Source organism: Neptunomonas sp. XY-337, assembly GCF_004959845.1.
Taxonomy (GTDB): domain Bacteria; phylum Pseudomonadota; class Gammaproteobacteria; order Pseudomonadales; family Balneatricaceae; genus Neptunomonas; species Neptunomonas marina.
Map to the genome: position 1 here is coordinate 77640 of NZ_SPLL01000007.1, position 25815 is coordinate 103454.

Here is a 25815-nt window from a genome sequence, read left to right on the forward strand (position 1 = left end):
TCATGGCAGTTAACTCGCGTATTTTGGTGGTGCTTGATAGCTCGCCGTTAGCTGAAACGGCGTTACAGCGCAGTTTGCTGATCGCGCAGAAAACCGGCGCATCATTAGATCTTATGTGGCGCGAGAGCGTCTTACCGGATCGGCCAATCATGCAGATCGTGGCCAAAATTATTGTCTCGGGTATTGCGGTGGAGCAGCACTACAGTAACGCCTCTAAATTACTCGATGAGATAGAGGCGTGCTGGCAAACTCGACAGCAGATGCTGATTATCAAAGGCTGCGATGAGAGCCACCGGGACTTTTGGACGCCGCTCGATTGGCAGCTCCTTAGACGGATGCCTTGTCCTGTGCTTTTGGTAAAGCACGACATGAGTTGGCAGCAGGGGACTATCTTGGCTGCCGTAGATCCGACTGCGCAGCTTGCAGACGATCACTTAAGCCACGATGTGTTGCGCTTAGGTAGTTTTATTGCACATCAAGCACAGGCGCACTGCCGTGTTGTGGGTGCTTACCCGCCGCCTATGCTCTCCTCTGATGCCCAAAGCCAGAGCGCGACAACGCTAGGTGCAAACGCGGAGCAAATGATCAGCACGACGTTGGCAAAGTTATCGCTTTCTAGTACCGCGCCACTGATTGGTGAAGGCCCTCCCGAGTACTGGATACCCGCAGCGGCTCAGCAAGAGCAGGCCAAGTTAGTGGTGATTGGCACCCATGGCCGAGAGGGCATCGCCGGTGCTTTGCTGGGCAACACCGCCGAGCGTATTTTGGATCGTTTGAGTTGCGACGTGCTGGTTATTAAGGCGGCCCATACGCAAGGCATTGCCGCCTTAATAAACCAAGACGCCTAGCCTAGTTTCATCAGCAGTTTAATGGAGCTGCGCAGCCGCTCAAATGCTGCAGCAAGTGAGCCGATCTCGTCGTCACTGGTGACGTTGATAGGGGTATCGATCTCACCTTTGCTGAGCTTTTCAGCCGCTTCAGTCAGGTTGATCAGTGGCGCTGTTAAGGTGCGAGAGGTCAGGCGAGCAATGATCGCCGCGATCACTAAGGCCAACGCAACAAACAGCACAAACACAATTAAGAACGAGTCCAGCAACTGCAGGATAAACGACTTGGGTGCGAAGCCGATCAGCTGGCCAATAGGCTGGCCGCTAATTGCCGTTCTGATGGTTTGGTAGCTAACCAGCTGCTCGCCGGTTTCAATAGACCCTTGCTCGGAAAGCGTGTTGGCTGGTGGTAAGGTTGGCAGTAAGTCTTGCACATTAAAGCCGTGAGCAAAGTCATCTGGCCCACCCCAGTTCAGCTCTTTGCGCGGGCTGCTCAGCAGGAACCCCGCGTCATTAACGAGTGCGAAGGTTAGGCCATCCGGTTCGCTGGTGGTACTGATCGGTTGTAGAAACGCATTCGCATCCACATTCAGGATAAGCACGCCCACCAAGCGGTCACCTACCGCAAACACCGGTGTAGCGTAACGGATGGTTGGTTTTGCAGGTTCCTCTAGCCGGCCATCTTCGCGGTTGAGGTTGATCTCTGATATTGAGAACTCCCCTAAACTAAGCTCAGTGGCCGCGATAAAGTAGGGGCTGTCTTTTTTATCGCGTAGTTGCTCTGGCTGCAGTATGCGGCTTGTTCCTGCTGACTCATCATGCTCCACGCGGATCCGCTCTTGGCCGTTCGCGTCGATAAAGCGTAGTTGGTTATAGATGCGGCGGTTCTTTGCGATGCTGAGAAAGTCGCGCGCGATATTACGGCCTAATTTCTCCAGCGTAGCGGCATCATTGATCACCAATGCGCGGCCATAATGGTGAAAAGAGTTGGAGTCACGCAGATAAAAAAGATCGCCCGGAACATGCTTGAGCGTCGCCTGCACACTACTGGCAAGCAGTGCGACCTGCTGCTCGATGTTGCGTACGCCAGAATCTTTGAGGGTATTTTGCGTGGCAAAATAAACGTAGATCGCAATTAACAGTACAGGTACGAGCGCGGCGATCATTAACGCTCGCTCTAGGCGGTGACGAATCGATTTCATGACACGTTTCCTTGTAGGGAGGTGCGAGCTTTACGCAGAAACTGGCTCTGCTGCTCGTCGGTATCTAGGTATTTAGCGAGTTGTTGGCAAAAAGCGGGGAGGTCTCGCACACTGAGATTGCTCTCCCCCTGTGGCCAACTGCTGCGTACGCGTTGCAACAGCACTTTGGCTGCTGGGCCCACAAACTCAGCAAGCAGGGGCTCAAGGGCGCTGATATGCTGGTTGAAGCGTTGTTGTGGTTCTGCATGAGCTGCGCTGGGTTGTGCGATCTCGGTGAGCTTTGGTGGCTCTTTTGGCGCATCTACTGGGGCTACTTGCGGTTGTCCTGTGGTGGCGGTTTGCGCCAGTTGCCGTAAACGCGGTTTGGCGGCACGTACTGCCGTGCCAACAAGGGCGTAGTTGATCTCACGATCTGTCATCAGTATCAGTTGGTGTGTGTCATCTAGGGTGATAGCCATCAGTTGGGAGTCATCCATCTCGATATGCACCTCTGAGAAACCGCTGTGCTTATCAGGCGTGCTGGATAGCATCATGTTCATCACGCGGGCTGCTCCCGCTAAACTCTCGTTGAGTAGGCTTGGAAATGTCGAGAGTGCTACTTCCCCTTGCTCAGCAAGACAAACGTGGCGTACGCCGCCTAGTAACTGGAACTCTTCTAGTAGTTTCACCGGATCAACTCCACTGTAATAGGTCTTCGACCTGCTGTTTGACAGAGCGCAGTGAGGCACGCTGTGCCGATAGCACGCCAAGAATCTGCTCTTGTTCGATGAACACTGTTAGGCTTTCGCCTTGCTGACTCTTGAGGTGGATACTGCGTGCGGTATCGAAGGATGAGGCACTTTGAAACGCGGGGATCATGCCCGCGATATAGCCCAGATACTCCTCAAGGGCCGGGTCCTCATTGCTGCTATTGAGAATATCACCCATTGGATTTGCCAAGATGGCGCCCGTCACGCCACGTATTTTCATCACGTCGTTGAGAATAGTGTCTTTCATTTTAATACTCTCTTGATAAGGCGCTGGCGCTGACTGCGTTGCATCATGATTCGTGGGAATCACTGGCATATTTGGAGCGGCGACGACTTCGGGTAGTGCTTTGTGCAATAACTGCAGTAGCTGCTCGTGATCGCGGGCATCGGCAAAGAGCACCGATGCGCTAACGCCCAGTTTTTCAAGCCAAGTGCGGTAGTGGGCTAGGGTGGGTGTTGGCTTTTCGTCTGTGTGGGTAATCGCAACGATAAGCTGCGAGTCCTCGATAAGCGTTTTAAATTCCTTAACGTAGAAAGCGAGATCCCGTTGTGGTGCGTTGCGGGTGTTATCCAGCATCAATATCACCGCAGCCGTATCGGCAGCTAACTCGTTGGCGAGCACATCCCACATGAAACTGAAACGGATCTGCCCAGGTGCGCCGTAGAGTTTGATCTTTTGGGAGCCTGCTTTCAGGCTACCGTAGTCCAGCGCCACGGTGGTGGTTGCTTTTCGCTGGCCTGTGATGTCAGTCGCTTTTGCGTCGGTAGAGATGATGTCGTGATCGCTTAATGTTGCGATCGCCGTGGTTTTCCCTGCGCCCACTGGACCGACAAAAATCAGTTTATGGTCGCCCATAGAGTCCAATCCGTCGCAAACTAAGGTAAGGTGATTGTTTTCAGAGGAGGCGCATTGCAGCATATTAATGTGACGGATATATGACACATCCGTAAGCTGCACTGTGTTCCTATTGTTATGTATCAGGAGAAGATTCCAATGCAGTTAGTAGGTTCTATCCCATCACCTTATGTTCGCCGTACCCGTATGTTGTTGGAGGGGCGCGACTATACGTTTACCGCGTTAGATATCTACTCTCCAGAGGGGCGCGTCGCGCTGGAGAAGTTCACCCCTGCCATGAAGATCCCTGTGCTGGTGGATGGTGAGCAGACGCTGTTTGATTCTCGTGTGATCTATCGTTATCTGACCGACAAGCTGGCACTACCGGCTTTGAGTTGGGAGCAAGAAAACACCATGACGCTGATTGATGCAGCCAACGATGCGTTTGTTATCAAAATGATGGTGATGCGTTCAGGGATCGAGACAACCGATGAAACGCTGGTAACGCGCTTGCAGGATGAGCGCCTACAGCAGGTGTTGCCGCTACTGGAAACCGCGGTACAAGAGGGGCAGTTTGCTCAGTGGGATTATCTGGCTATCTGCCTCTACTGCTTATTGGATTGGTGTGATTTTCGTAATCTGTTTGTGTTGGCAGATTACCCGGCGCTGCACGCGTTTCGTGATCAGCATCAGTCACGCGAGATCGCAGTGGCGACAGATCCTCGGCAGGCGTAGTTAATCCGTTTGAGTGTCTGCTTTTAGATCGCTCAGTTGCTGCTTCACCTCAATCCATTGCGACATAAACTGGGTACTGCGGTGTTGATGGTGTTGCAGCATCTGGCCGGTAAAATTTTGGGCGCGGTGTTGCGCAAGCTGATCAGGCTGGATTAGCGCTACAATACGCGCGTACAGCTGTGAGCGGATGAGTGCAGCATCAAAGTGTTTTTCTAGAGCACTCCATCCTGTTTGCTGGGCTTGCTGCCAGCGGTCTGCATCCTTGTACAGCGTAACCGCTGCATCCGCAAAATGGCTGGCGGTATCGCACACCTCGCCGGGCCAGTCGGCGCTTGTTAGCATCCCTTCGGCACCTATCGGGGTCGTTACTGAGGGGGTTCCGGTGCGCATCGCATCAAGCAGTTTGCCTTTTATGCCTGCTCCAAAGCGCAATGGCGCCAGCAACACACGGCTTGCGGCAATCGCTTGGTGGGCATCTTCAACCCAGCCTTTCACCAAGAAGCCGTCACGTTCGTTATGAAGCTGCGTGGCTTTTTTGGGTGGATACGCACCATAAACATGCAGCTGTGCTTGCGGCAGTTGCTGCCGTATCTGTGGCCAAATCGACTCTTTTAGCCAGCGTACTGCGTCCCAGTTGGGGGCATGGCGAAAGTTGCCAATAGAAACGAAGTGCTGGCGGTTTGCAAAGCTGGGTGTATCAGCCAGCGCTGGCGGCTGAATAAAAGGGCAGTGCAGCAGTTGCTGCGGTGGAACATGAAACTCACGGGTGAGCAACTGCAGCTCTGCGTGTGAAATCACGAGGCTTAGGTCAGCGCGGTGGATGGCGGCAATCTCACGCTTTGCCATATCGCTGCTGGCCATCTGTGGATAAAGCTGAGCTTGATCCATCAGCATGGGAAACGCAACTGGCCCATCACGCAGCTGCTGCTTGAGTATTTGCTGGCGCGCGTCACGCAAGCTGTGGAGGTCTTCTAAATCGAGGATCTGTAGCGCCTGCGGGCAGTTTTTCGCAACACGCCAGCCAAATTGCTCCTCCATCATAAAGCGATCAAAGAGCACAGCATCAGGCGCCTGCTCTTTGATCCAGCTATCGAAGCTGCTGCAGTTTAACGCGATACTCACTTCAGCAACGCCAATCTCTGTCAGTGCGAAACGGTGCTCGCCCGCCGCCGCAGGGCTTGCGAAGGTGACCTGCCAGCCCCAGTCTTGAAACGCCCGAATAAGAGATAGCATATGGTACCCAGCTGCTGAGGAGTTGGGTTCAGGCCAAACATAGCCAATAACAACAAGATGGTGCATAACGTCTCCGTAGTGAGTGGCTATTTTAGCGCGATTCATAGCGTGACGCATGGGCGGTGATGAACAGTTTTGAAAATGGTTATGAAGTAAATTGTTATTGAACGAAATTGGTTAATTGTTGTTATTGCGCCTATTTTTGGCAGTTTGACAGATAATGCTAGTGATATTGGCATCTTTTGTTATTGGTCAGCAGGAACAGTTCGGCGATGCTTATGTCCATCAACTTAATGGACCCAACGTAGATAATAACAAGCGGAGAAGCGCCATGCCTGAGTATAAAGCCCCCTTGCGTGATATGCAGTTCGTGCTCAACGAAGTGCTAGCGGCTGAGGAACACTATGCCTCGCTCCCTGGCTGTGAAGAGGCGACCCCCGATATGGTGAATGCCATTCTTGAAGAGGGTGCCAAGTTTTCTGAGCGCGTATTAGCCCCTCTAAACCAGATCGGCGACCAACAAGGTTGCCAGTTTAATGAGGGTGAAGTAACCACCCCTGAAGGCTTCAAAGAAGCGTACCAACAATATGTGGAGGGCGGCTGGCCATCATTGGCGCACGATCCTGAGCATGGTGGTCAAGGCTTGCCTGAGTCGATCGGCACGATTCTCAATGAGATGGTGGGTACCGCCAACTGGTCTTGGAGTATGTACCCCGGCTTGAGTCATGGTGCGATGAACACTTTAACTGAGCATGGTAGCCCTGAGCAGAAAGAAACTTACCTGACGAAATTGGTGAGTGGCGAGTGGACCGGCACGATGTGCTTAACAGAACCACACTGCGGCACTGACCTTGGGATGTTGCGCACGAAAGCTGAGCCCAATGCTGATGGCAGCTACAGCTTATCGGGCACGAAGATTTTTATCTCGGCAGGTGAGCATGATATGGCTGAGAACATTGTCCATATTGTGCTGGCTCGTCTTCCTGATGCACCAGAAGGTACGAAAGGTATTTCGCTATTTATCGTACCGAAGTTTATGCCAGAGAGTGGTGAGCGTAACGGCGTTACCTGTGGCTCGATCGAGCACAAGATGGGCATACACGGCAACGCGACCTGTGTTATGAACTTTGATAACGCGACGGGCTTTTTGATCGGGCCGCCGAACAAAGGGTTGAACTGCATGTTCACCTTTATGAACACCGCACGTTTAGGCACTGCGATTCAGGGACTTGCACACACTGAGTGGGGTTTCCAGAACTCGTTGGTCTACGCGAAAGATCGCTTACAGATGCGCTCGTTGAGTGGCGCGAAAAACACCGATGGCCCCGCTGATCCAATTATTGTTCACCCTGCTGTGCGCAATATGCTGATGACGCAAAAGGCGTTTGCTGAAGGTGGCCGCGCGATGATCTATTACTCCGCGCTGTTGGTGGATAAAACCAAGCAAGCCGAAGCCCAAGAGAAAGCCGATGCAGATGCGCTATTGGCGTTCTTAACGCCGATTGCGAAAGCGTTTCTCACCGAGGTAGGTTTTGAGTCCGCGAACCATGCGTTGCAGGTTTACGGTGGCCACGGCTTTATTAGCGAGTGGGGCATGGAGCAAAACGTACGTGATGCACGAATCGCGATGCTTTATGAGGGCACGACACAGATCCAAGCATTGGATCTCTTGGGGCGTAAAGTTCTGATGACGCAGGGCGAGTCGCTGAAAAACTTCACGAAAATCGTGCATAAGTTCTGCCAAGCCCATGCGGATGACGAGCATATTGGCCATCTTGTGAAAGAGCTTGCAGCACTCAATAAAGAGTGGGGCGAGTTAACCATGCAGGTTGGCATGAAAGCGATGAAAGATCGCGAAGAGGTCGGGGCAGCAGCTGTCGACTACCTGATGTACTCGGGCTATGTGGTGTTGGCGTACTTCTGGGCGCAGATGGCGCTGGTGGCACACCAAGCGCTTGCCGATGGCAGCTCTGAGGCGGGCTTCTACAACGCCAAAATCACAACCGCTGACTTCTATTACAAGCGGATACTGCCACGTACGCGCAGCCACGCCGAAATTGTCAAAGCTGATATTGATCCGTTGATGGCGTTAGCGCCAGATGACTTTGCCTTTTAATTAAAACGTAGTGTCTGGGTACTCCAATAGCGGAGTACCCGCGTTTAACGATATTGATGGAGATATAACATGTCTGACCTAAATGCTCTTTTCACACAGATGCAAAACAACTTTGATAGCGGCGCCGCGGCAGGTTTGGATGCGGTTTTTCAGTATCAGATCACTGATGGCGAGCCCTACTATGTGGCAGTGGCTGATGGTGAATGTAATGTTGCGCAGGGTGAGCATGACGACCCAAGCGTCACACTACACATGGATGCTGACACGCTCGCTGAAGTGATGTCTGGTGAAACCGATGGTATGCAGGCCTTTATGATGGGACGCATCAAAGCGGACGGCGATATTATGTTGGCGACTCGCTTAGCATCGGTTTTCCCGGTGGCTTAAGTTAAAGGTCGCACACGCTAATACCGAGCGTAGTACAGGACTTAGCTGCTTCTTTTTATTCCGTTCTAATATAGTAGATACTGTAACTTAGTACGGGATGAGTGAAGCAGAGCCAGTCTCTGCCCACATATAAGAATAATCAAAAGGGGGCTTACCTATGGATCACACTCGTGGGAGTTGGATTCCGGAATCGCTGAACCCCAGCGGCTATCAAACGTTACTGGATGTTATCGGCAGCCATTGTCAACGTTATGCAGATAAACCAGCGTTTACCAGCTTTGGCCGAACGCTGAGCTATGGCGAGCTAGATCGCTTAGCCAACTCTTTTGCTGTTTATTTGCAAAAAGAGACCAATTTACAGCCGGGTGATCGCATCGCGATACAGCTGCCAAACCTGATTCAGTATCCCATCGTTCTGTTCGGTGCGATGCGGGCGGGTTTAGTGATCGTGAACACCAACCCGCTTTACACACCAAGAGAGTTGGAGCATCAGTTTGTTGATTCTGGTGCCAAGGCGCTGATTATCCATGCCAGCATGGCGCATAACGCTGAGAAGATTATCGATAAAACCAGTATCGAGCATATCTTCGTCACCCAAGTGGGTGATCTGCATGGCTTCCTTAAGCGCACGCTGATTAATGCTGCAATTAAATACGTAAAGAAAATGGAGCCTGCATACGATCTGCCTATGGAGCAGCCGTTGCGCGAAGCGCTGCTGAAGTATGAAGGTGAAGCGCCAACTCCGGTGACCGTTGACACCAGCGATACCGCTGTTTTGCAATACACGGGCGGTACAACGGGCGTATCAAAAGGAGCGGTGCTGACCCATGGCAATCTAATCTCCAATATGTTGCAAGGACGCGAGTTGATCAGCCGAGCAAAAGAGGGTTGGTCGGAGACGGCGATATCCCCCTTACCTCTTTATCATATCTACGCGTTCACGCTGTCCCTCGTGATAATGGAGGATGGTGGCCATAGCGTATTGATTGCCAACCCGCGCGATATTCCAGGGTTTGTTAAAGAGCTAAACAGTTGGCAGCCCACCACATTTATTGGCCTTAATACGTTATTCGTTGCGCTATGTAATAACGAAGGTTTTGCGGGAGTCGATTTCTCTAAACTGATTATCACCATCTCTGGCGGTATGGCCCTCACTCATGCCGCGGCAGATACGTGGCGTAAGTCGACAGGCTGCGAAATTATGGAGGGGTACGGCCTGACCGAAACCTCCCCGGCGGTAGCCATCAACCCGCCGGATGCGATTGCAGTAGGCACTATCGGTTGGCCGTTGGCTGAAACCGACGTTGCCATCATTGGAACGGATGGTAAGCCGGTGGAGGCGGGTACGCCGGGGGATCTATGTGTGAAAGGTCCGCAAGTGATGCAGGGCTACTGGCAGCGTGATGATGCAACGGCCGCATCTTTTACCGATGATGGCTACCTGATCACTGGGGACGTTGCGGTACAGGACGACGATGGCCGTTTGCGTATCGTTGACCGCGCCAAAGACCTGATCATCGTTTCTGGTTTCAATGTTTATCCAAACGAGATCGAAGATGTTGTGACCTCTCACGAAGGTGTTGTGGAGTGCGCAGCGATTGGCGTAAAGGATGAACGTTGTGGCGAGGTGCCGAAGCTTTATGTGGTGCGTAAAGATACCAATTTGGATGAGAAAGCGATCATTCGGTGGTGCAAAGAACGCTTAACTAACTATAAGGTGCCGCGCCAAATCGAGTTTGTTGACGATTTGCCTAAATCCAATGTGGGTAAGGTGTTACGTCGCATGTTGAAGGATACGCCGGCAAGCTAGCATGGCCGGCGCCTTGCGGCGTTTGTTTGGCGGTGTTGAGCGTTGCTTGCTGACTAGAACCGGAGGGACCTCAATGCCGCTAGCAAAACCTATGAGGCGCCAATTAACTCATCGGCGCCAGATTATTAGCGATGGGTACCAGCGTGATGATGGCCTTTGGGATATTGAAGCCCGAATGACCGATGTTAAAACCGCGCCGGTTGATAACTTGGAGCGCGGTGGTTTTGTCTCGGCAGGTGAGCCATTTCACGATATCTCCGCTCGCCTCACGATCGACGCAACCTTCACCATCGTCTCGGCAGATGCCGTTATCGATGCCTCCCCCTTTAAAAACTGCCCTGCGGCTGCGAAAGCGTTTGGGCGCTTAGTGGGCGCACAAATTGGTCCCGGCTGGCACAAAGAAGCCCAAGACCGAGTCGCGGGTGTTGCAGGTTGTACCCATATCACCGAACTGTTACCCGTGCTGGCGACAACCGCCATTCAAAGCCTGTGGCCAACGCTGGGTGATGATGTGCTGCGCGTTGGCTCACGTTTTCTGCTCAATAGCTGTCGCAGTTGGGCGCAAGATGGTGAGGTGGTTAAACGTCACCTGCCTGAACTATATCAATCCTCAAAACCTCTGGAGTCAATTGAATGAGTATCCCGAGTCAGTTTCAAGAACATCTTACCTTGCCTGTTATCGCATCACCTATGTTTCTCGTTTCAGGCCCTGACCTTGTTGTAGAAAGTTGTAAAGCGGGTGTGATTGGCACCTTCCCTGCGCTAAACCAGCGCTCTAGCGAAGATTTTGAAGCCTGGCTGGTGGATATCAAATCGCGGCTGGCGGCGTTCGAGGAGAGCACCGGCCAGAAAGCCGCGCCGTTTGGTGTCAACTTAATTGTGCATGGGTCAAATCCTCGTTTGGAGGCGGACCTCGCGCTGTGTGTAAAACATGAAGTGCCACTTATCATTACATCATTGGGTGCTGTGCCTGAGGTAGTTAAGTCGGTGCATAGCTACGGTGGCCAAGTGTTTCATGATGTGGCTAACCTGCGCCATGCTAAGAAAGCGGCTTCCACCGGAGTGGATGGCCTGATCGCTGTTTGTGGTGGCGCGGGTGGACACGCCGGTGTCTTAAGCCCCTTCGCATTTGTGAATGAGATTCGCCAGTTCTTCAGCGGCACCGTGATCTTGGCCGGCTGTATCTCTACGGGTCGCGATGTTGCTGCCGCGCAGATGCATGGCGCGGATATGGCGTATATGGGAACGCGCTTTATCAATACGCAAGAGAGCCAAGCCGTTGCCGAGTACAAAGCGATGATCGTGGACTCAGATGCAGCTGACATCACCTACACGCCAGAAATTTCCGGCATTCCTGCTAACTTTTTGACTCCAAGCCTTGTTGCTGCTGGCCTTGATCCTAAAACGGGCAAAGCGTCAGGTGAACAGAACGCCAGCCCCAAAGAGATCAACCTTGGTGAGGAGCTAACCGCGCCAAAAGAGGGGGCAAAAGCGTGGAAAACTATCTGGTCTGCGGGTCAAGGTGTGGGGTCTATCGATGATGTACCGCCAGTGGCGAAGCTGGTGGCGGACCTACACAGCGAATATGTTGATGCAACCGTCGATTTTGCCAATCTCAGCCGTGGTTACGCGCTCAAGCCGCAACGGGAGGTTTCATGAGTATTAAAACCTCACAAGAGGGTCAGATCCAGACCATTACCATTGCTCGTCCAGAGAAGCGTAACGCTTTGACGTTAGAGATGTATCAGGCGTTGACTGAAGCGTTGCGCGGTGCTCAGGAGGAGCGCTCGGTGCGGGCGGTGATCTTAACTGGGGAGGGCGGCTGCTTCTCTGCTGGGAACGATATCGTCGAGTTTGTTGCGGCGGCATCGCGACAAGACCCCGCGGCACTTGCTGCGCCAACGCAGTTTTTGCAGACCATCTCAACCTTCACTAAACCGCTGGTCGCGGCTGTCGAGGGCGATGCTATTGGTATCGGTACCTCGATGCTGTTGCACTGTGATCTCGTCTATGCCGCAGCCGATGCTAAGTTACAATTGCCCTTCGCGCGTCTTGGCTTAGTACCGGAAGGTGGCACGAGTTTACTCTTACCGCAGCAGCTAGGGCATCGATTGGCATTTGAACTGCTGGTGAAGGGCGACGCCGTCTCTGGCGAGCGCGCTGCACAGCTTGGCTTGATCAATGCAGCGTCGCATAGCCCAATGGCCGATGCACAGGCCGCGGCTCAGAGTCTGGTGGCGCTGGCACCGGCTGCTGTGCGTCAAAGTAAAGCGATGCTGCGTGAGCATCAAGGCGAGCTGTTACAGAAAGTGTTGCTAGCTGAGATCGAGCAGTTTGCTGCTCGCTTGTCCTCGGCAGAGGCACAAGAGGCTTTCAGCGCCTTTATGGAGAAACGTGCCCCCGTTTTTTCTGATATCTAAACACCCTGCAATACAACGTCACTTGAGCGTGTGCCCTGTATAGGTCACACGCTTTTTTTTGCGTGGTGACAAAAGGGCACAAAATGCGCTGAATCTCACAGTAAATTAGGGCGATGATGAGCGTTTAAGGAAAAAGTTATTCATTGAGTTATCCCCAGAAAGTGGGGATATGTTACGAGACTGCAACAGGCGTAGATCTTACTAACTGTATTGCTTAGGCAACATTTTTATACCTGTAAACGGTCATTTTTTTTAGGAACCCTGACTGAGCAGCCAGACAGCCACTAAGAGCGTTCAGCAAGTGTTCGGTATGGTAAAAGCGCGTAATGATAGGCCCTGCGGGAGTTATGCAGAGGATTTTACCTAAGTTGTTCACAACTTCTGTGGGTAAGTTTTGACTCCTTTGAAAAACGAAATAGTATATTTAAATCAATGGCTTAAGATTTATTTTTGTTGCCTGTTTGGATGTCAATGGGGTTTTTTTCAGTTTCTTCTGAAAAGTCTTTCGCGCTTTTACTGCAATTAAATGTCAATCCTATGAATGAAAAAAAGTAGCAAAAATAGCAACGAATGTAGTAGAGCTATGGTTATTAATTGATCAGTTGTTCTTTGTTTTTTATTAGAAACTTATTATGTTCGATAAAGCCGCGTCATTACTGGTGTTATCTCAAGTCAAGGGCTTGTACGAAAATCTTATCCACAGATTTTTTACCCGTGCATTGAAATAGGCTTTCTGCGTTGCCTGTGGTGGTGCTCTTTTACTGATTTCCATGCGGTGGCATGAGCGTCTTTGCTATGGTGTTACACAAGGCATGTTGAATAAAAATGCCAGTCTAAGATCTGCTCTTTGTAACGGATTTTGCCCCGCAAAGGGCTACTGAATCGTAACGTCAGTTATGCTGGAGGAAAGTGTCATTGTTTAGCCGCTATGAGTGGATAGACTGACTGAATCCTTAAAAAAATAAACAGATACACTAACGAGTGGGGTTTTCCTATGTTAATGGATGGCCAAGCAATCCAAGTTAAAGCGCTTGATGAAGGGATCTACGGCGTCATCTTCGATGCTAAGTCTGATGCCGTGAACACCCTAGGTAGCGCGACACTTGCAGAGCTAGAGCAGGCGATAGAGATTGTGAGTAAACAATCTGACCTTGGCGGCGTAGTTTTTGCCAGCGGCAAAGAGAGCTTTATTGTTGGCGCTGATATCACCGAATTCAATGCGATGTTTGATCACGATGAAGAAACGATCGTGACCCACCTGATGGGCCTTCAGAAGCTCATTAACCGTATCGAAGACTTGCCCGCTCCGACGGTAAGCGCGATTAACGGTCTAGCGCTGGGTGGCGGATTTGAGCTAGCGCTGGCAACCGATTATCGGGTGATGTCGGAACAAGCGAAGGTTGGCCTACCTGAGGTGAAGCTAGGTATCTATCCCGGATGGGGCGGCACTGTTCGACTGCCGCGTCTCATCGGTATCGATAACGCGAACGAGTGGATCTGTACCGGCGCTGAGAAACGCGCAAAGGCCGCGCTCAAAGATCAGGCTGTTGATGCTGTCGTTAAACACGAACTCGTTTTGGAGGCTGCCATCGATCTGGTGCGCCAGTGTATGCAAGGCCGTTTCGATTACCAAGCACGCCGTGACGAGAAAAACTCGCCTGTTAAGCTCAACACGGTTGAGCAGATGATGGCCTTTGAGTCCGCGAAAGGGGTTATCGGCGCGAAAGCAGGCCCTCATTACCCTGCGCCTATGCAAGTGCTCAAGACGGTTCAAAAAGGCTGTACGCTGACACGCGACAAAGCGCTAGAAGTGGAGGCGAAAGGGTTCGCGAAGCTGGCCCGTAATGAGGTAACTCGCTCGCTGGTGGGGCTGTTTCTAAAAGATCAGCACGTTAAGAAGGTGAGCAAAAAGTATGAGTCGCAAGCAGAACCCGTACGTCAGGCAGCGGTGCTAGGCGCTGGTATTATGGGTGGCGGTGTGGCTTATCAGTCGGCATCCAAGGGCACGCCAATCTTGATGAAAGATATCCGCACCGATGCGCTACAGCTTGGTTTGGACGAGGCTAACAAGTTGCTTGCCGGGCAGCTCAAGCGCGGCCGTATCGACGCTGCGAAGATGGCTCAAACGCTGAACCGTATTGTTCCCACACTAAGCTATGGTGACTTCGAGCAGGTTGATCTGGTCGTAGAGGCGGTGGTTGAGAACGAGCAGGTGAAGAAGTCGGTACTGGCAGATGTTGAAGCGCATCTTGCTGAGGATGCGATTATCACCTCCAACACGTCGACAATATCGATCACTGCTCTGGCCGAGGCGCTTAAACGCCCAGAAAACTTCTGTGGCATGCACTTCTTTAACCCTGTTCACAAAATGCCTTTGGTGGAGGTGATTCGTGGTGAGAAAACCAGCGAAGCAGCCATCGCCAAAACCGTGGCCTATGCCAAAGCGATGGGTAAAACGCCGATCGTGGTTAACGACTGCCCAGGCTTTCTTGTGAACCGGATCTTGTTCCCCTATTTCGGTGGTTTTGCAGCATTGATTGCCGATGGCGCTGATTTTCGCAAAGTCGATAAAGTGATGGAGCGTTTCGGCTGGCCGATGGGGCCTGCATACCTGCTGGATGTGGTGGGTGTTGATACTGCGCATCATGCAGATCGCGTGATGGCGGCGGGCTTCCCTAACCGTATGGAGCATGAGGGCGAGAATGTGATCGACCGGATGTTCCAGCTCGGCCGCTTTGGCCAGAAGAACAGCGAAGGTTTTTATCGTTATGAGACCGACCGTAAAGGCAAGCCGAAGAAGCTAGATGACCCGAAAGTGGATGAGCTGTTAGCGGGCGTGCTTGGCGATGCGGCTGATATTGCTGATGAGGAGATCATCGCTCGTATGATGATACCGCTGTGTATCGAAACGGCCCGCTGCCTCGAAGAGGGTATTGTGGATTCGGCGGCGGAGGCGGATATGGGCTTGATCTATGGGATTGGCTTCCCACCGTTCCGTGGCGGAGCGCTGCACTATCTAGATCAGATGGGCTTGGCTGCGTTCTGTGAGTTAGCGCAAAACTACAGCCATTTAGGACCACTCTACCAACCTACAGAGAAGATGCTGGCGATGGCAGCGGCAGGACAAACCTACTTCGGCGGGGAGAAATAACGATGAGCTTAAAACCAAATGATGTTGTCATTGTTGATGCAGTGCGTACGCCGATGGGACGCTCAAAAGGCGGTTCGTTCCGCAATATGCGTGCCGAAGCGCTATCAGCAGCGGTGATGAACGCGTTGCTACAACGTAACCCTGCGGTACAGGCCGCTGAGATCGAAGATGTGGTTTGGGGCTGTGTTAACCAAACGAAAGAACAAGGCTTTAACATCGCGCGTAACGCCTTGGTGCTGGGTGGCCTACCGCATACGATTGGTGGACAAACGGTTAACCGCTTGTGTGGCTCGTCAATGTCAGCGTTGCACAGTGCTGCCCAATCGATCATGACCGGCAACGGCGATCTATTCTTGGTTGGTGGCGTTGAGCATATGGGGCACCTAGACATCTTGCATGGTATCGATGTTAATCCAGAGATGTCCAAGCAGGTGGCGAAAGCAGCACTGATGATGGGCGTCACCGCTGAGATGCTGGGTAAAATGAACGGTATCAGCCGAGAGATGCAGGATGAGTTTGGTGCGCGTTCCCAACGCTTGGCACACGAAGCCACGCAAGCGGGCCGCTTTGCCAACGAGATCATCCCTATCGAAGGGCATGATGAGCGTGGTTTCAAAACACTGCTTGATTACGATGAGGTGATCCGTCCCGAGACCACCGCGCAAGGGCTAGCCCAGTTGAAGCCTGCCTTTGTTCCTAAAGTCGGTACTGTAACGGCTGGTACATCTTCCGCGTTTTCTGATGGGGCATCTGGGATGTTGCTGATGTCAGCCGCGAAAGCCGAAGCGCTAGGCTTGAAGCCGCGTGCTGTGATTCGTTCTATGGCGGTGGCGGGCTGTGATCCATCCATCATGGGATATGGGCCAGTACCTGCGTCACAGAAGGCGCTTAAGCGTGCTGGTGTATCGATGCAGGATATCGACTATATCGAGCTCAACGAGGCCTTTGCGGCGCAAGCGTTGGCGGTCATGAAGGGGTTGAAGCTGACAGATCGCATGGAAGATAGCGTTAACTTGAATGGTGGTGCGATTGCGTTGGGCCACCCGCTAGGTTGCTCAGGCACGCGTATCTCAACAACACTGCTGAATGTCCTTGAACAACAGGACGGCACGTTGGGCTTAGCCACAATGTGTATCGGCATGGGGCAGGGGGTTGCGACGGTCTTTGAGCGTCTGAACTAACCGGCGTGTTGAAACTAAAAAAGCCCAGCGATGCTGGGCTTTTTTGTGGAAGCTGAAATGAGACGTGCTTTAAGCGATCGCCTCTTCAGCACTTTGGTAAGGGTAGCCAAGGCCCTCTGCAACCGCTTGGTAGGTGACGTTGCCGCGGTGAACGTTGAGGCCGTTACGCAGATGCTCGTCATCTTTAAGCGCTTGCTGATAACCCTTATTGGCAAGATTCAGAATAAACGGTAGCGTTGCGTTCGTCAGTGCGAAGGTCGATGTACGAGCGACACCGCCCGGCATGTTTGCAACGCAGTAGTGAATGACACCATCGACCTCATAGATAGGCTCTTGGTGTGTGGTCGCTTTAGAGGTTTCGAAGCACCCGCCTTGGTCAATAGCCACATCAACCAGCACTGAGCCATTCTTCATTTTCTTAAGATGCTCACGTGTCACTAATTTGGGTGCAGCGGCGCCAGGAATGAGTACGGCACCAACAACGAGGTCGGCTTGTACCACCTCTGTTTCGATCGATTCTGCACTGGAGTAAAGCGTTTTGAGCTGCGGTCCGTATAGTTCGTCTAGCTGCTTCAGGCGCGGCAACGAGCGATCAAGAACGGTAACGTCAGCACCTAAGCCCATCGCCATGCGTGCTGCGTTGATACCCACAACGCCACCACCAATGACAACGACTTTGGCAGGGGCAACGCCAGGTACGCCGCCGAGTAACGTGCCCAAACCACCCTGTGCTTTCTCGAGCGAGTGAGCACCGGCTTGAATAGCCATGCGGCCAGCGACTTCACTCATTGGGGCGAGTAGCGGCAAACCTCGGTGGTTATCGGTGACGGTTTCATAAGCGATTGCAACCGCGTCAGACTCAACCAGCAAACGGGTCTGTTCTGGGTCTGGAGCCAAGTGGAGATAGGTGAAGAGCAGCTGACCAGAGCGGAGCATCTTGCACTCGTTTGGCTGCGGCTCTTTGACCTTAACGATCATATCTGCTGTGGCGAAAATCTCTTCAGCAGTATCAATAATCTTCGCGCCCGCGGCTTCGTACTGTTCGTTCGTTAAGCCAATAGCGGCTCCGCCATCGCGCTGAATCATAACCTCGTGACCAGCGGCAATTACTTCACGCACTCCAGCAGGCGTCATGCCGATACGATACTCGTGATTTTTAATCTCTTTAGGTACACCGATGAGCATGATGATCTCTCCTATGGTGGTTTCTTCTTTTTGAACCGCACACTGTGCGCCTTGTTCCAATGTGTTATTCAGACTAGCACCAGATTGGTGAGATTTTTTAGGTTATTTTTGTTTTTAATAGATGTTATGTTTTGCATATATCTATAATTGTGGTTTTATTTGCTGCGCATGTGCAGCAATTGCGGTGTTTTTTCATGTTGAAAACTATAGCCCGATACCAAAGCGCAGCAGCATAAACGCGAGCATGCCCACCACAATGGTGGTGAGTAAGTCTTTGCGTACGAGTGCTACCAGAAAAGCGAATAGGGCAGCGAGTAACCAGGGGTTATTGGGGCTTACCCAAAGTGTGCCCTTGGGCATCAGTACAGCGGGTACAATGATTGCGGTTAGCACCACTGGGGGCACAAACCCCAATGCGCTACTTAACCATGCCGGGAAGTGGATGCGCCCAGCCATACCGAAAAGCACATAGCGTACCCCAAACGTAACGACGAACATTCCGAAGATCAGCGTGAGTTCTGCGCTGCTCATAAATGGTTCTCCAAATCTTGTTGCTTGCGCTTTTCAAGCATGAAAAGAGATAGGCCAACGGCAATACCGCACAGTGACGCGATAATTAAGCCAAGCTTATGTGGCAGTGCCGCGGTCGCGATCGCCATCATGCCGCCCACGATGACAGCAGCCCACATCGGACGTGAAGTTAAATAAGGGACAACCATGCCAATAAACGTGACGGACATCGCAAAATCTAGCCCCCACTGGGTCATATCAGGAAAGAGCTCTCCCAGTGCGACACCAATGGCAGTGCAAAGCACCCAGTTACCGTACATGGCCAAAAAAGAGCCTAGATAAAACCAATGGGCTGTCTCGATATCGTCACGACGTAGGTATCGGCTGCTGACGGCTGCAAAGGTCTCATCCGTAAGCCCAAAAGCCATAAGCACGCGCCACCTTTGCGGCAGGTGGCGTACCTTGGGCACTAGGTTAGCGGCATAGAGCAAGTGGCGGAGGTTGACGATAAATGTTGTAGCAATAATGACGGGGATCGATGCGCCGGCAGCCAATAACCCCAGCGCGATAAATTGCCCAGAACCTGCGAAAACAAATAGTGACATCGCTAGTGCACCCAGTGCAGATAGCCCGCTTGGCTCGGCTAATGTACCGAAGATAATTCCGAACGGAATCGCGCCAACGATCAGTGGGAACGTGGCCTTTGCACCGGCGATGAACTCGGCACTGCGTAATGCGCCGACAGAGGTAGCCGTTGTCATCAATGGGCCTCCTGATGAAGCTGAAGTGTCATATAGATATCGGAACGGGGATAGATCGAGCGCCCATTAGGATGGGGCATCTCGCGAAAACCCATGTGCCGATAGAGAGCGATAGCGCGCTCGAGCTTGGTTGAGCTTTCTAAGTAAAGGTGAGTGGCGTTTAAAGTACGTGCTTTATCTAGCGCCGTTAGCAACAACTGGCGTCCAATGCCATAGCCTTGTAGCTGATCGGTTACCCCCATCTTCGAGATCTCGAAGCAGCCATTGCCATGGCAAGCCAAAGCGACACAGCCAACAATGTCGTTTTTTACACGTGCAAACCAGATGTAGCCGCCCCGAGATAGATAGTAACTTTCAGGTTCATCGAGTGCGCTACGGTCGTGTTCAGTGAGTTCGCCATCAAAGTACTTATCCAGCCAAGCGAGATTGAGACTACGAAAGTGCTCTCGGTACTCTGGGCTCCAATTCAGTATCTCAATTTGCGCGACGGCGCGCTGCTGACCGAGTTGTTGCAACACCGGTTCAACGAAGCCGTGCTTACGAAGATCATTTTCGAACTCATCGAGTGCGTTGAGTAACGAGTGTTGGTGCTGTGCCATCAGGCTATCTAGGTAGTGACGTATCTCGTGCCAGACAGGCTGTATGGAAACTAATAGCTGTTCGCTTTGGGAAGACAGCGCAAGGAGTTGGCGGCGCTCGTCCTTGGGGTCTGGTGTTTTGCAGAGCCAGCCTTCGGCCAGCATCTTGCGCGCCATCTTGCTGATAGCGGGGTGGCTAACGTTAAGCTGCTCTGCTGCTTCCGTGACACTCGCGCTACCGTGCTGTGCCAGCAAGTTAAATAGCGGGAAATAGGTTGGGCTTAGCGGTATGTCGCTGCGCTGATAGATCTCGATCACGTCTTGGAACAGTTGATCAGATAGACGCTTGAGGCGGCTGCCCAGCGATAGGCTGCCGAACTGGCGCATGATGTCATGGTTTTTCATATAATGTATCTTATTACGTAACTGGTTACATAATAGAGTGAATCACGACAATTGAGAAGCCGTGAGCTGTGATTTAAGCGTTATCTATTGAAGGCTGGCTTAGTTGTCTACTGCACGCACAATATCGACCGGTGCCGCTTCGAGAACCTCTACCGGCATACCGACTTCAATAACTCCACTGTTTTGGGCGATAACATTTTGCCCAAACAAAGCGCCACCCTCGTGAGCTCGACGATAAGTGAGCATGGTGCGTAGCGGTTCTTGCTTTGGGTTGAAAGTTGTACTGCGCGGCGGCAGAGTGGTCAGTTTGCAGCGCTCACAGGGTGAGAAAACCTGAAAGGTGACCTCCCCTATGCGGATCATCTGCCAACTATCTTCGCTAAATGGCTCGTTACCGGTGACAACAATATTGGGACGAAATTGCTCCATCACAAAGGGCTCAGCGCAGCGCTCTTGCAGCCACTCTAGTGATGCTGTGGATGTCAGCAAGAGTGGGTAGCCGTCAGCGAAGCTGACTTGGCGCTCAGGTTGTCTGCGGATGGGGCGTAAGCTGCGGGGTCCAAAAAAGACGAGCTGGCACTCAATGCCAAGAAACGTGCTAATCCAGTTGTCGGCTAACGCACCACAGCTTTGCGCCTCAATTGTTTGCTTCCAAACGGTCACAGGACGGTAATGGTCGGGAAAGTCACGTTGGTTCAGGAACAGTGTTGCTGCACCTTCAGCTGCGAGCGCAATGCCGCCATCAAACAGTGTTGCCTGTAGCTGGATCAGTTTTGGGTGTTTGCGTGCAGTGATAAATCTTCCGGTGGCATCAACAACGAGGTAGCGGCGATCACCTGTGACCCCCAGCTCATCGATAACAGCACGCGTCATCGAAACGGGGGCGCATGATTTAATCGGATACTGATGGATGCTAGACAGATTGATGGAAGCCACGGCACGCTCCTTGCGTAAGGTCGAGATAGGGAGTTGCCATCATACGCCTTGCCGATGTAGGACTCTAGCTAAGCCCTCAAGTTGAAACGAGGATAATAAAAAAGGGGCTGTATAGCCCCTTTGTTTTGCTTATTTAATTAGCAATGCTTATCAGCGATTCGCCAGTTTGCGGCGGCCAAATAAACCCAGTAAGCCCGCTAGGATTCCGTATGCCCAGAGTGGCATGACTGGAATTTGCGTTGGTGGCATCTTAATAGGCGAGTCTGGCGTTTGTGGTGTTCCCGGCAGGGTAAAGCCAAAGTCCACGGTTAGGTTATCAGCGTTATCACCATTGCTACCGTTAGCGCCTTGGCCGCTACCTGTGACTTCTGTCGTAGGTAGGTTACTAGGCGATAGGGTAAAGGGCAGTGTGCGAATGCCGTCTACCTCAGGGGTATCGCTATCTAGGCCATGATCGTAGGTATCTTTATCAAGATCGACGCTAAGCGCATGCCACGTACTGCTGACATAACCCTCAAGTGGGGCACCAACACCGAAGGCTGCGGCGGTGACACGTGCACGGTAGCCACTGCCAGCGGGTAGGCCATCAACACGCCAGAAACCATTGGCATCCGTGACGCTTGAACCGGCAACGGAACCATCAGGGTTAAGCACTTCCACTGTTACCCCCACAACGGGCAGCTCGGCTGGATCACGTACACCATTGTTGTCGGTATCGAACCATACTTGGTTACCCACACTTAGCGCATAGAAGCCGAAGTCAACGGATAGGTTGCTGCGGTTATCTGGAGCAAAGTCATAGTAGCCAGGTGTTTGTTCAGGGCCATCTGTGCCGGCTTCGTTAATAGGCTCACCCGCTAGTGGGCCGAGTGTCACAGTGGAGCTCACAATGCTATTGGCAGGGATATTACCAACCGGTGCGCTGATCTCTTCACCGTGATCATGCACATCGATATCGCTGTTGCCCGAAACTGGCGAAGACTCTTGCAAACCGGCATTGGTGATCGAGACACCGCTTGCAAATAGGCCAGCAGGTTTCGCAGCCGCTGGAATAACAACGCGATAGTCACCTGCACTCAGGTTAGGGAACAAGTAGTGGCCCGTGCTGTTGGTTGTTGCTGTTGCGAGGGCAGTGCCAGAGCCATCAGCGGCCCATAGTTCAACAGTAATACCGGCCAGCCCTGTGCTGCTCTCAGCTGCATTACCAACGCCATCGTTGTCGATGCTATCTGCGTTGCTATCCAACCAAACACGGTTACCAATACTAAAGATCGCAGGGTTTGCGAAATAGCCTTGGTCGATGTCCAGACGGTCTTCACCGCTTGCTAGCGTAATGCCTGTTACTTCAAACATGGTGCCATTTTGAGCACCGTCTGAGTCGTTGCCATCGCTCGTACTGTCTTGTGGAGAGCCAGTCATACCATTTGGAATACCAAAGCGTACGATATAGCGCTCACCGCCACTTGTCGGCGTCAGACCCGAGAAGTGGTAGTAGCCTGGTAGACCTGTAACGGGGTGGTTAATGGTGTTGGTATCAACAACAAGTACTTCGTCACCATCATTAGGAATACCGTTCGGGTCACGGAAGAGTTGTACCAGTACATCATTGATGCCGTTGCTACGCTCGTCATTGTCTTGTACGCCATCTTCGTTCGTGTCGTGCCAAACGAAATCGCCCAGCGCAGCGGTGCCTGCTGGAATCGGCTGTACCACAATACCTACACGCGTTGGCGCAGAGGCGTTAGCTAGGTTGATATCGGCCTCTTCATAGCTGTAGCCAAATGTGTTCCAAGCGATGTTTGAGCACGAAGAGTTGGCTGCGGCTGGGCAGTCGGTGATTGGTGCATCAGCGATCCCAAACTGGGAGTACTCAAATACCAGTGTTTCACCCGGTGGCAGTTCGTAGCTCGTTGGGTAAACGATACGGAACGCATGAACTCGGCTAGGTATGTTGGGCAAAACATCGGACCATTCACCCGGTGCTCCCGCCGCTGGAATGACAGCTTCGCTGGAGAGCGGTGTGCCGTCCGGTAGTGTTGTCATTGGGTTACAGCCAGCTGCATTAACAATATTCGCTCGGCAAGGATTAATTGCTTGTGTGTAGTAGACCTTAGTGCCCGCGGGCGCTGAAGAGAGGTCAATATCTTTCACGAAGTTAGGGTCCCAGGTACTATCTAAAGCTGCACCTGTACCGACACCTGTATTTGAGGTGCCATCTGGGCTGATATCTGGACCAAACGGCATGATGTCGATTAGCTCGATGTTATCCAGCGGAATATTTGCCGTGTTTTCCACTTCTAAACGCCAGAAAACGCCACCTTCATGGTGAGTACGGCCAACATTGTTTGGCTCATCCGCATTGTATAACCATGTGTTATCCAAAGAGCCGCGTACCGCTTTTCGGGAGATAACATTGGTAACACGTTGCACAGTAAATGAGCGGCTGCCGGCATGACAGAGCTGGCTTGCATCAGCTGTACCTGTGGCTCCATCAAGTGTGCCTGTTAGTGTGTCTGCAACAAAACCGCCCGATACTGAACACTGCTCGGTACCGCGTGTTTCGGTGTTACTAGAACCAAGGAAGGCCACATTGTTGGTCACACTGCCCGCTGGCGTAGTTGGGCCAACGGTGGATACCAGGTTATAAGTGACGGTTTCTCCGCGGCTGAGAGTACAGCTCTTACCCGTCCAATCCCAAATGACTAGAGTTCGGCCAGTGCTGTTGTAGTCGTTGATGACATTAATATCGGGTGGTGTTGCACAGCTTGCAGGGGCTGAACCTACGATGGTTGAACTGACATAGCTCATATCGGTTGGTAGCAGGTCTGCAAAGACTGGGTCGGTTAAGTCCGCCTGCTCCGGAGCAGACGAGTAGTTACCACTGTTGGTCATCGCGATTTCAAACGTTGCGTTATTCCCAGGCGTTATGACACCAGATGGGTTTTGCGTTTTGATCGCATCAGGTGCAATGGTTTGGTTTGCAGCAGGGTCACGCAGTGTAATGGTGCGGGATGGTGTTTGCTGCGGAGCGACATCACCGCCGTTCGCACCATCGATGGTTGCGGTATTTGTGATAGGTGCAGGCATGGTGATGGTGCTTCCATCGATACCTGGGTTGATCACATCACAAGCGATGGTGACTGAACGGCTATTACTGCCTGTAAATGGCACGGAAGGCGAACCCGCGCTACCGAATGCTGCGCTAAAACTAATCAGCGTTTCACCTACTGAAAAGGTAATGTCGCCGCTTGAATAGGTGTGTGTGCTACCTGCGTCGGCTTCGGTATCGGTGCGGTCGCTAACGCCATCCCCGTTAGTATCAATGTTGAGGATATAGGTATCAGCATTGCGCACGTCGAGTGTGGTGACATCGCATTGGTTTGGAATAGTGTCTGCAATCGTCATCCCCAAGGGGATGTTACCGTTGTTGCGCCCAGTGATGGTGTAGCTCATCGTCTGGTTAGGGTTAACGAACTGATCGGAGGCGCTTTTCGATGCTGAAATAGACGGATTTGGGTTGTCTAGGGTGATAACAGCATCATCTGACAGTGTTGTCGCGGGCGTACTGTTGATCTCGTAGTCGAGGGTGGCGGTATTGGTTTTGCTAGCCCCGGTTGTGTTGGTGCCGCCTGATGGATAGTTAACGACAACATCGATATTTTGGCAGCTGGATAAACTGATGATCTCCCACGTGAGCGGGTCACCTGCGGTGCCTGTACCGCTATTTGGCGCAACAGATGCTGAAACAAAGTTTGCGCCGTCCGGTAGTGTATCTTCGATCACTAGGTTTTCAGGCGTAATAAAACCGATGTTATCGCTGCTTGGACAAACGCGAATGCGGTAGCTGGTATCGTACGTGATGGCACCTTCAGAAAGCACGGATTTGACGATAGATGTCTCATCCGTTGCTGATGCTGTGATCGGGTCGCTGGTGCTGGTACGAGGCGCTGGATCACTACAGCCGGGATCTGCTGCGCTATCACATTCGGCGGTGATCGTTGCATCGTTGGTGACCGAACGCCCATCTGGAGTGCTACCTGGTTCAAAGCGGGTCTCTAGTGTGAGAGAGCCCGAATCACCTGCCGTGATACGGCTGTTAAACACGAAGTGAAGCGTAGATCCGGCTGCCACCGGTGAAGAGGTACTGACACCGGGTTGGGAGCAGCTGGAAAAGTCGGGTAATGGCGCCAGAGGTGCCTGTACACACACCTTGGCAAGCTTGCCATCAGATGATGGCAATGCCGTTGCTTGAACATACTCAGGCAGCGTGTCAGCGATACGCATATTCAAGCAGTCGTCAGCAGGGCTAACAGAACCAGGGCAACTCCATGCCATGTTATAAGCAAAGATCTCACCCGAGTCGATTGGATTGGAAGCAGCGTTAAGGCTTTTAACAACGTTGGTGTTTGTTACAGCCATCCCGTGAGGGACATAGAGTGCCGCAGACAGAGCAAAATACAGAGGTTTTAATTTTACTGAGCTCATATGGTCACTTTTTATTGGGTTTATTAGTGTTTATTAATTCGGCAAAACGAATTTAAACTTGAGGTGAAAAGTGTGAGATTCAGTATAGAAGAGGATTTTAAATAAAATGCTTGTTTGTTGTTTATATTGATTTTTGTTCGAAAGTTTCTGCTTTTTTGAATATATTTTTTTCTGTTAATCTTTTGTTAATTTTAAATTGTGCGGACGACTTCTTTGTTTATATAAAACTGTCTTTTAAAGGAGTCTTTTTTTGTTTCGAGGTGGGGCAAGAGAGATATTCGGATAAAAAGAGCCTCCGCGCATGAGCGC

At 51.9% G+C, this 25815-nt stretch carries 20 protein-coding genes; 10 read left to right on the plus strand and 10 right to left on the minus strand.

Going from position 1 to position 25815, the window contains the following annotated elements:
* Positions 1-2: 2 nt before the first annotated feature.
* Positions 3-848, plus strand: coding sequence for a universal stress protein (locus E4L36_RS15200; protein ID WP_136681312.1), 846 nt, complete (start codon positions 3-5; stop codon positions 846-848).
* On the opposite strand, the gene E4L36_RS15205 is transcribed toward E4L36_RS15200, so the two are convergent.
* From E4L36_RS15205 to E4L36_RS15215, 3 genes are read right to left on the minus strand one after another with little or no spacing between them, the layout of a single operon-like run.
* Positions 845-2029, minus strand: a complete 1185-nt coding sequence (locus E4L36_RS15205) for a HAMP domain-containing protein (protein ID WP_136681313.1) — start codon at positions 2027-2029, stop codon at positions 845-847. The genes E4L36_RS15200 and E4L36_RS15205 overlap by 4 nt on opposite strands.
* A complete protein-coding gene (locus E4L36_RS15210; RefSeq protein ID WP_136681314.1) occupies positions 2026-2697 on the minus strand; it encodes a hypothetical protein in 672 nt (223 codons plus the stop codon). Before E4L36_RS15210 ends, E4L36_RS15205 begins: the two co-directional genes overlap by 4 nt.
* A gap of 4 nt (positions 2698-2701) precedes the next feature.
* Positions 2702-3634 carry an ATP/GTP-binding protein gene (locus tag E4L36_RS15215; RefSeq protein ID WP_169051560.1) on the minus strand — a complete coding sequence of 311 codons (933 nt, stop codon included), beginning with the start codon at positions 3632-3634 and terminating at the stop codon, positions 2702-2704.
* Between the two features lie 138 nt (positions 3635-3772).
* On the opposite strand from E4L36_RS15215, the gene E4L36_RS15220 reads away from it, so the two are divergent.
* On the plus strand, positions 3773-4348 hold the full coding sequence (locus E4L36_RS15220) for a glutathione S-transferase family protein (RefSeq protein ID WP_136681316.1): 576 nt from the start codon (positions 3773-3775) through the stop codon (positions 4346-4348).
* On the opposite strand, the gene E4L36_RS15225 is transcribed toward E4L36_RS15220, so the two are convergent.
* Complete coding sequence (locus tag E4L36_RS15225; RefSeq protein ID WP_136681317.1) at positions 4349-5647, minus strand: glycosyltransferase; 1299 nt, start codon at positions 5645-5647, stop codon at positions 4349-4351.
* Between the two features lie 265 nt (positions 5648-5912).
* Between E4L36_RS15225 and E4L36_RS15230 the strand changes: the two genes are divergently transcribed.
* The 8 genes from E4L36_RS15230 (at position 5913) to fadA (ending at position 16646) form a co-directional block, all read left to right on the plus strand.
* Positions 5913-7697 carry an acyl-CoA dehydrogenase C-terminal domain-containing protein gene (locus tag E4L36_RS15230; RefSeq protein ID WP_127694785.1) on the plus strand — a complete coding sequence of 595 codons (1785 nt, stop codon included), beginning with the start codon at positions 5913-5915 and terminating at the stop codon, positions 7695-7697.
* 69 nt (positions 7698-7766) lie between these two features.
* Complete coding sequence (locus E4L36_RS15235; protein WP_127694786.1) at positions 7767-8084, plus strand: SCP2 sterol-binding domain-containing protein; 318 nt, start codon at positions 7767-7769, stop codon at positions 8082-8084.
* A 157-nt stretch (positions 8085-8241) separates the two neighbouring features.
* Positions 8242-9894: an AMP-binding protein gene (locus E4L36_RS15240; protein WP_136681318.1), complete on the plus strand. Its 1653-nt coding sequence runs from the start codon at positions 8242-8244 to the stop codon at positions 9892-9894.
* A gap of 91 nt (positions 9895-9985) precedes the next feature.
* Entirely contained in the window at positions 9986-10531 is a 546-nt protein-coding gene (locus E4L36_RS15245; protein WP_240770799.1) for a DUF2889 domain-containing protein, read from the plus strand.
* Positions 10528-11553 carry a nitronate monooxygenase family protein gene (locus E4L36_RS15250; RefSeq protein ID WP_136681320.1) on the plus strand — a complete coding sequence of 342 codons (1026 nt, stop codon included), beginning with the start codon at positions 10528-10530 and terminating at the stop codon, positions 11551-11553. Before E4L36_RS15245 ends, E4L36_RS15250 begins: the two co-directional genes overlap by 4 nt.
* Positions 11550-12314, plus strand: a complete 765-nt coding sequence (locus tag E4L36_RS15255) for an enoyl-CoA hydratase-related protein (RefSeq protein ID WP_136681321.1) — start codon at positions 11550-11552, stop codon at positions 12312-12314. Before E4L36_RS15250 ends, E4L36_RS15255 begins: the two co-directional genes overlap by 4 nt.
* A 994-nt stretch (positions 12315-13308) precedes the next feature.
* Positions 13309-15465 carry a fatty acid oxidation complex subunit alpha FadB gene (fadB, locus tag E4L36_RS15260; RefSeq protein ID WP_136681322.1) on the plus strand — a complete coding sequence of 719 codons (2157 nt, stop codon included), beginning with the start codon at positions 13309-13311 and terminating at the stop codon, positions 15463-15465.
* Positions 15466-15467: 2 nt separating this feature from the next.
* Positions 15468-16646 carry an acetyl-CoA C-acyltransferase FadA gene (gene fadA / locus E4L36_RS15265; protein WP_136681323.1) on the plus strand — a complete coding sequence of 393 codons (1179 nt, stop codon included), beginning with the start codon at positions 15468-15470 and terminating at the stop codon, positions 16644-16646.
* Between the two features lie 69 nt (positions 16647-16715).
* Here the strand turns inward: fadA and ald are convergent, their stop codons facing one another.
* The 6 genes from ald to E4L36_RS15295 form a co-directional block, all read right to left on the minus strand.
* On the minus strand, positions 16716-17831 hold the full coding sequence (ald, locus tag E4L36_RS15270) for an alanine dehydrogenase (RefSeq protein WP_127694793.1): 1116 nt from the start codon (positions 17829-17831) through the stop codon (positions 16716-16718).
* Positions 17832-18035: 204 nt separating this feature from the next.
* Positions 18036-18362: an AzlD domain-containing protein gene (locus tag E4L36_RS15275; RefSeq protein ID WP_136681324.1), complete on the minus strand. Its 327-nt coding sequence runs from the start codon at positions 18360-18362 to the stop codon at positions 18036-18038.
* Positions 18359-19102, minus strand: coding sequence for an AzlC family ABC transporter permease (locus E4L36_RS15280; RefSeq protein WP_136681325.1), 744 nt, complete (start codon positions 19100-19102; stop codon positions 18359-18361). The genes E4L36_RS15275 and E4L36_RS15280 overlap by 4 nt, the downstream gene beginning before the upstream one ends.
* Entirely contained in the window at positions 19102-20085 is a 984-nt protein-coding gene (locus E4L36_RS15285; protein WP_240770801.1) for a bifunctional helix-turn-helix transcriptional regulator/GNAT family N-acetyltransferase, read from the minus strand. Before E4L36_RS15285 ends, E4L36_RS15280 begins: the two co-directional genes overlap by 1 nt.
* Before the next feature lie 99 nt (positions 20086-20184).
* Positions 20185-21021 (minus strand): MOSC domain-containing protein, encoded by an 837-nt coding sequence (locus E4L36_RS15290; RefSeq protein ID WP_136681326.1) that lies wholly within the window; start codon positions 21019-21021, stop codon positions 20185-20187.
* A gap of 150 nt (positions 21022-21171) precedes the next feature.
* Positions 21172-25506, minus strand: coding sequence for an SdrD B-like domain-containing protein (locus E4L36_RS15295; protein WP_136681327.1), 4335 nt, complete (start codon positions 25504-25506; stop codon positions 21172-21174).
* Between the last annotated feature and the right edge of the window lie 309 nt (positions 25507-25815).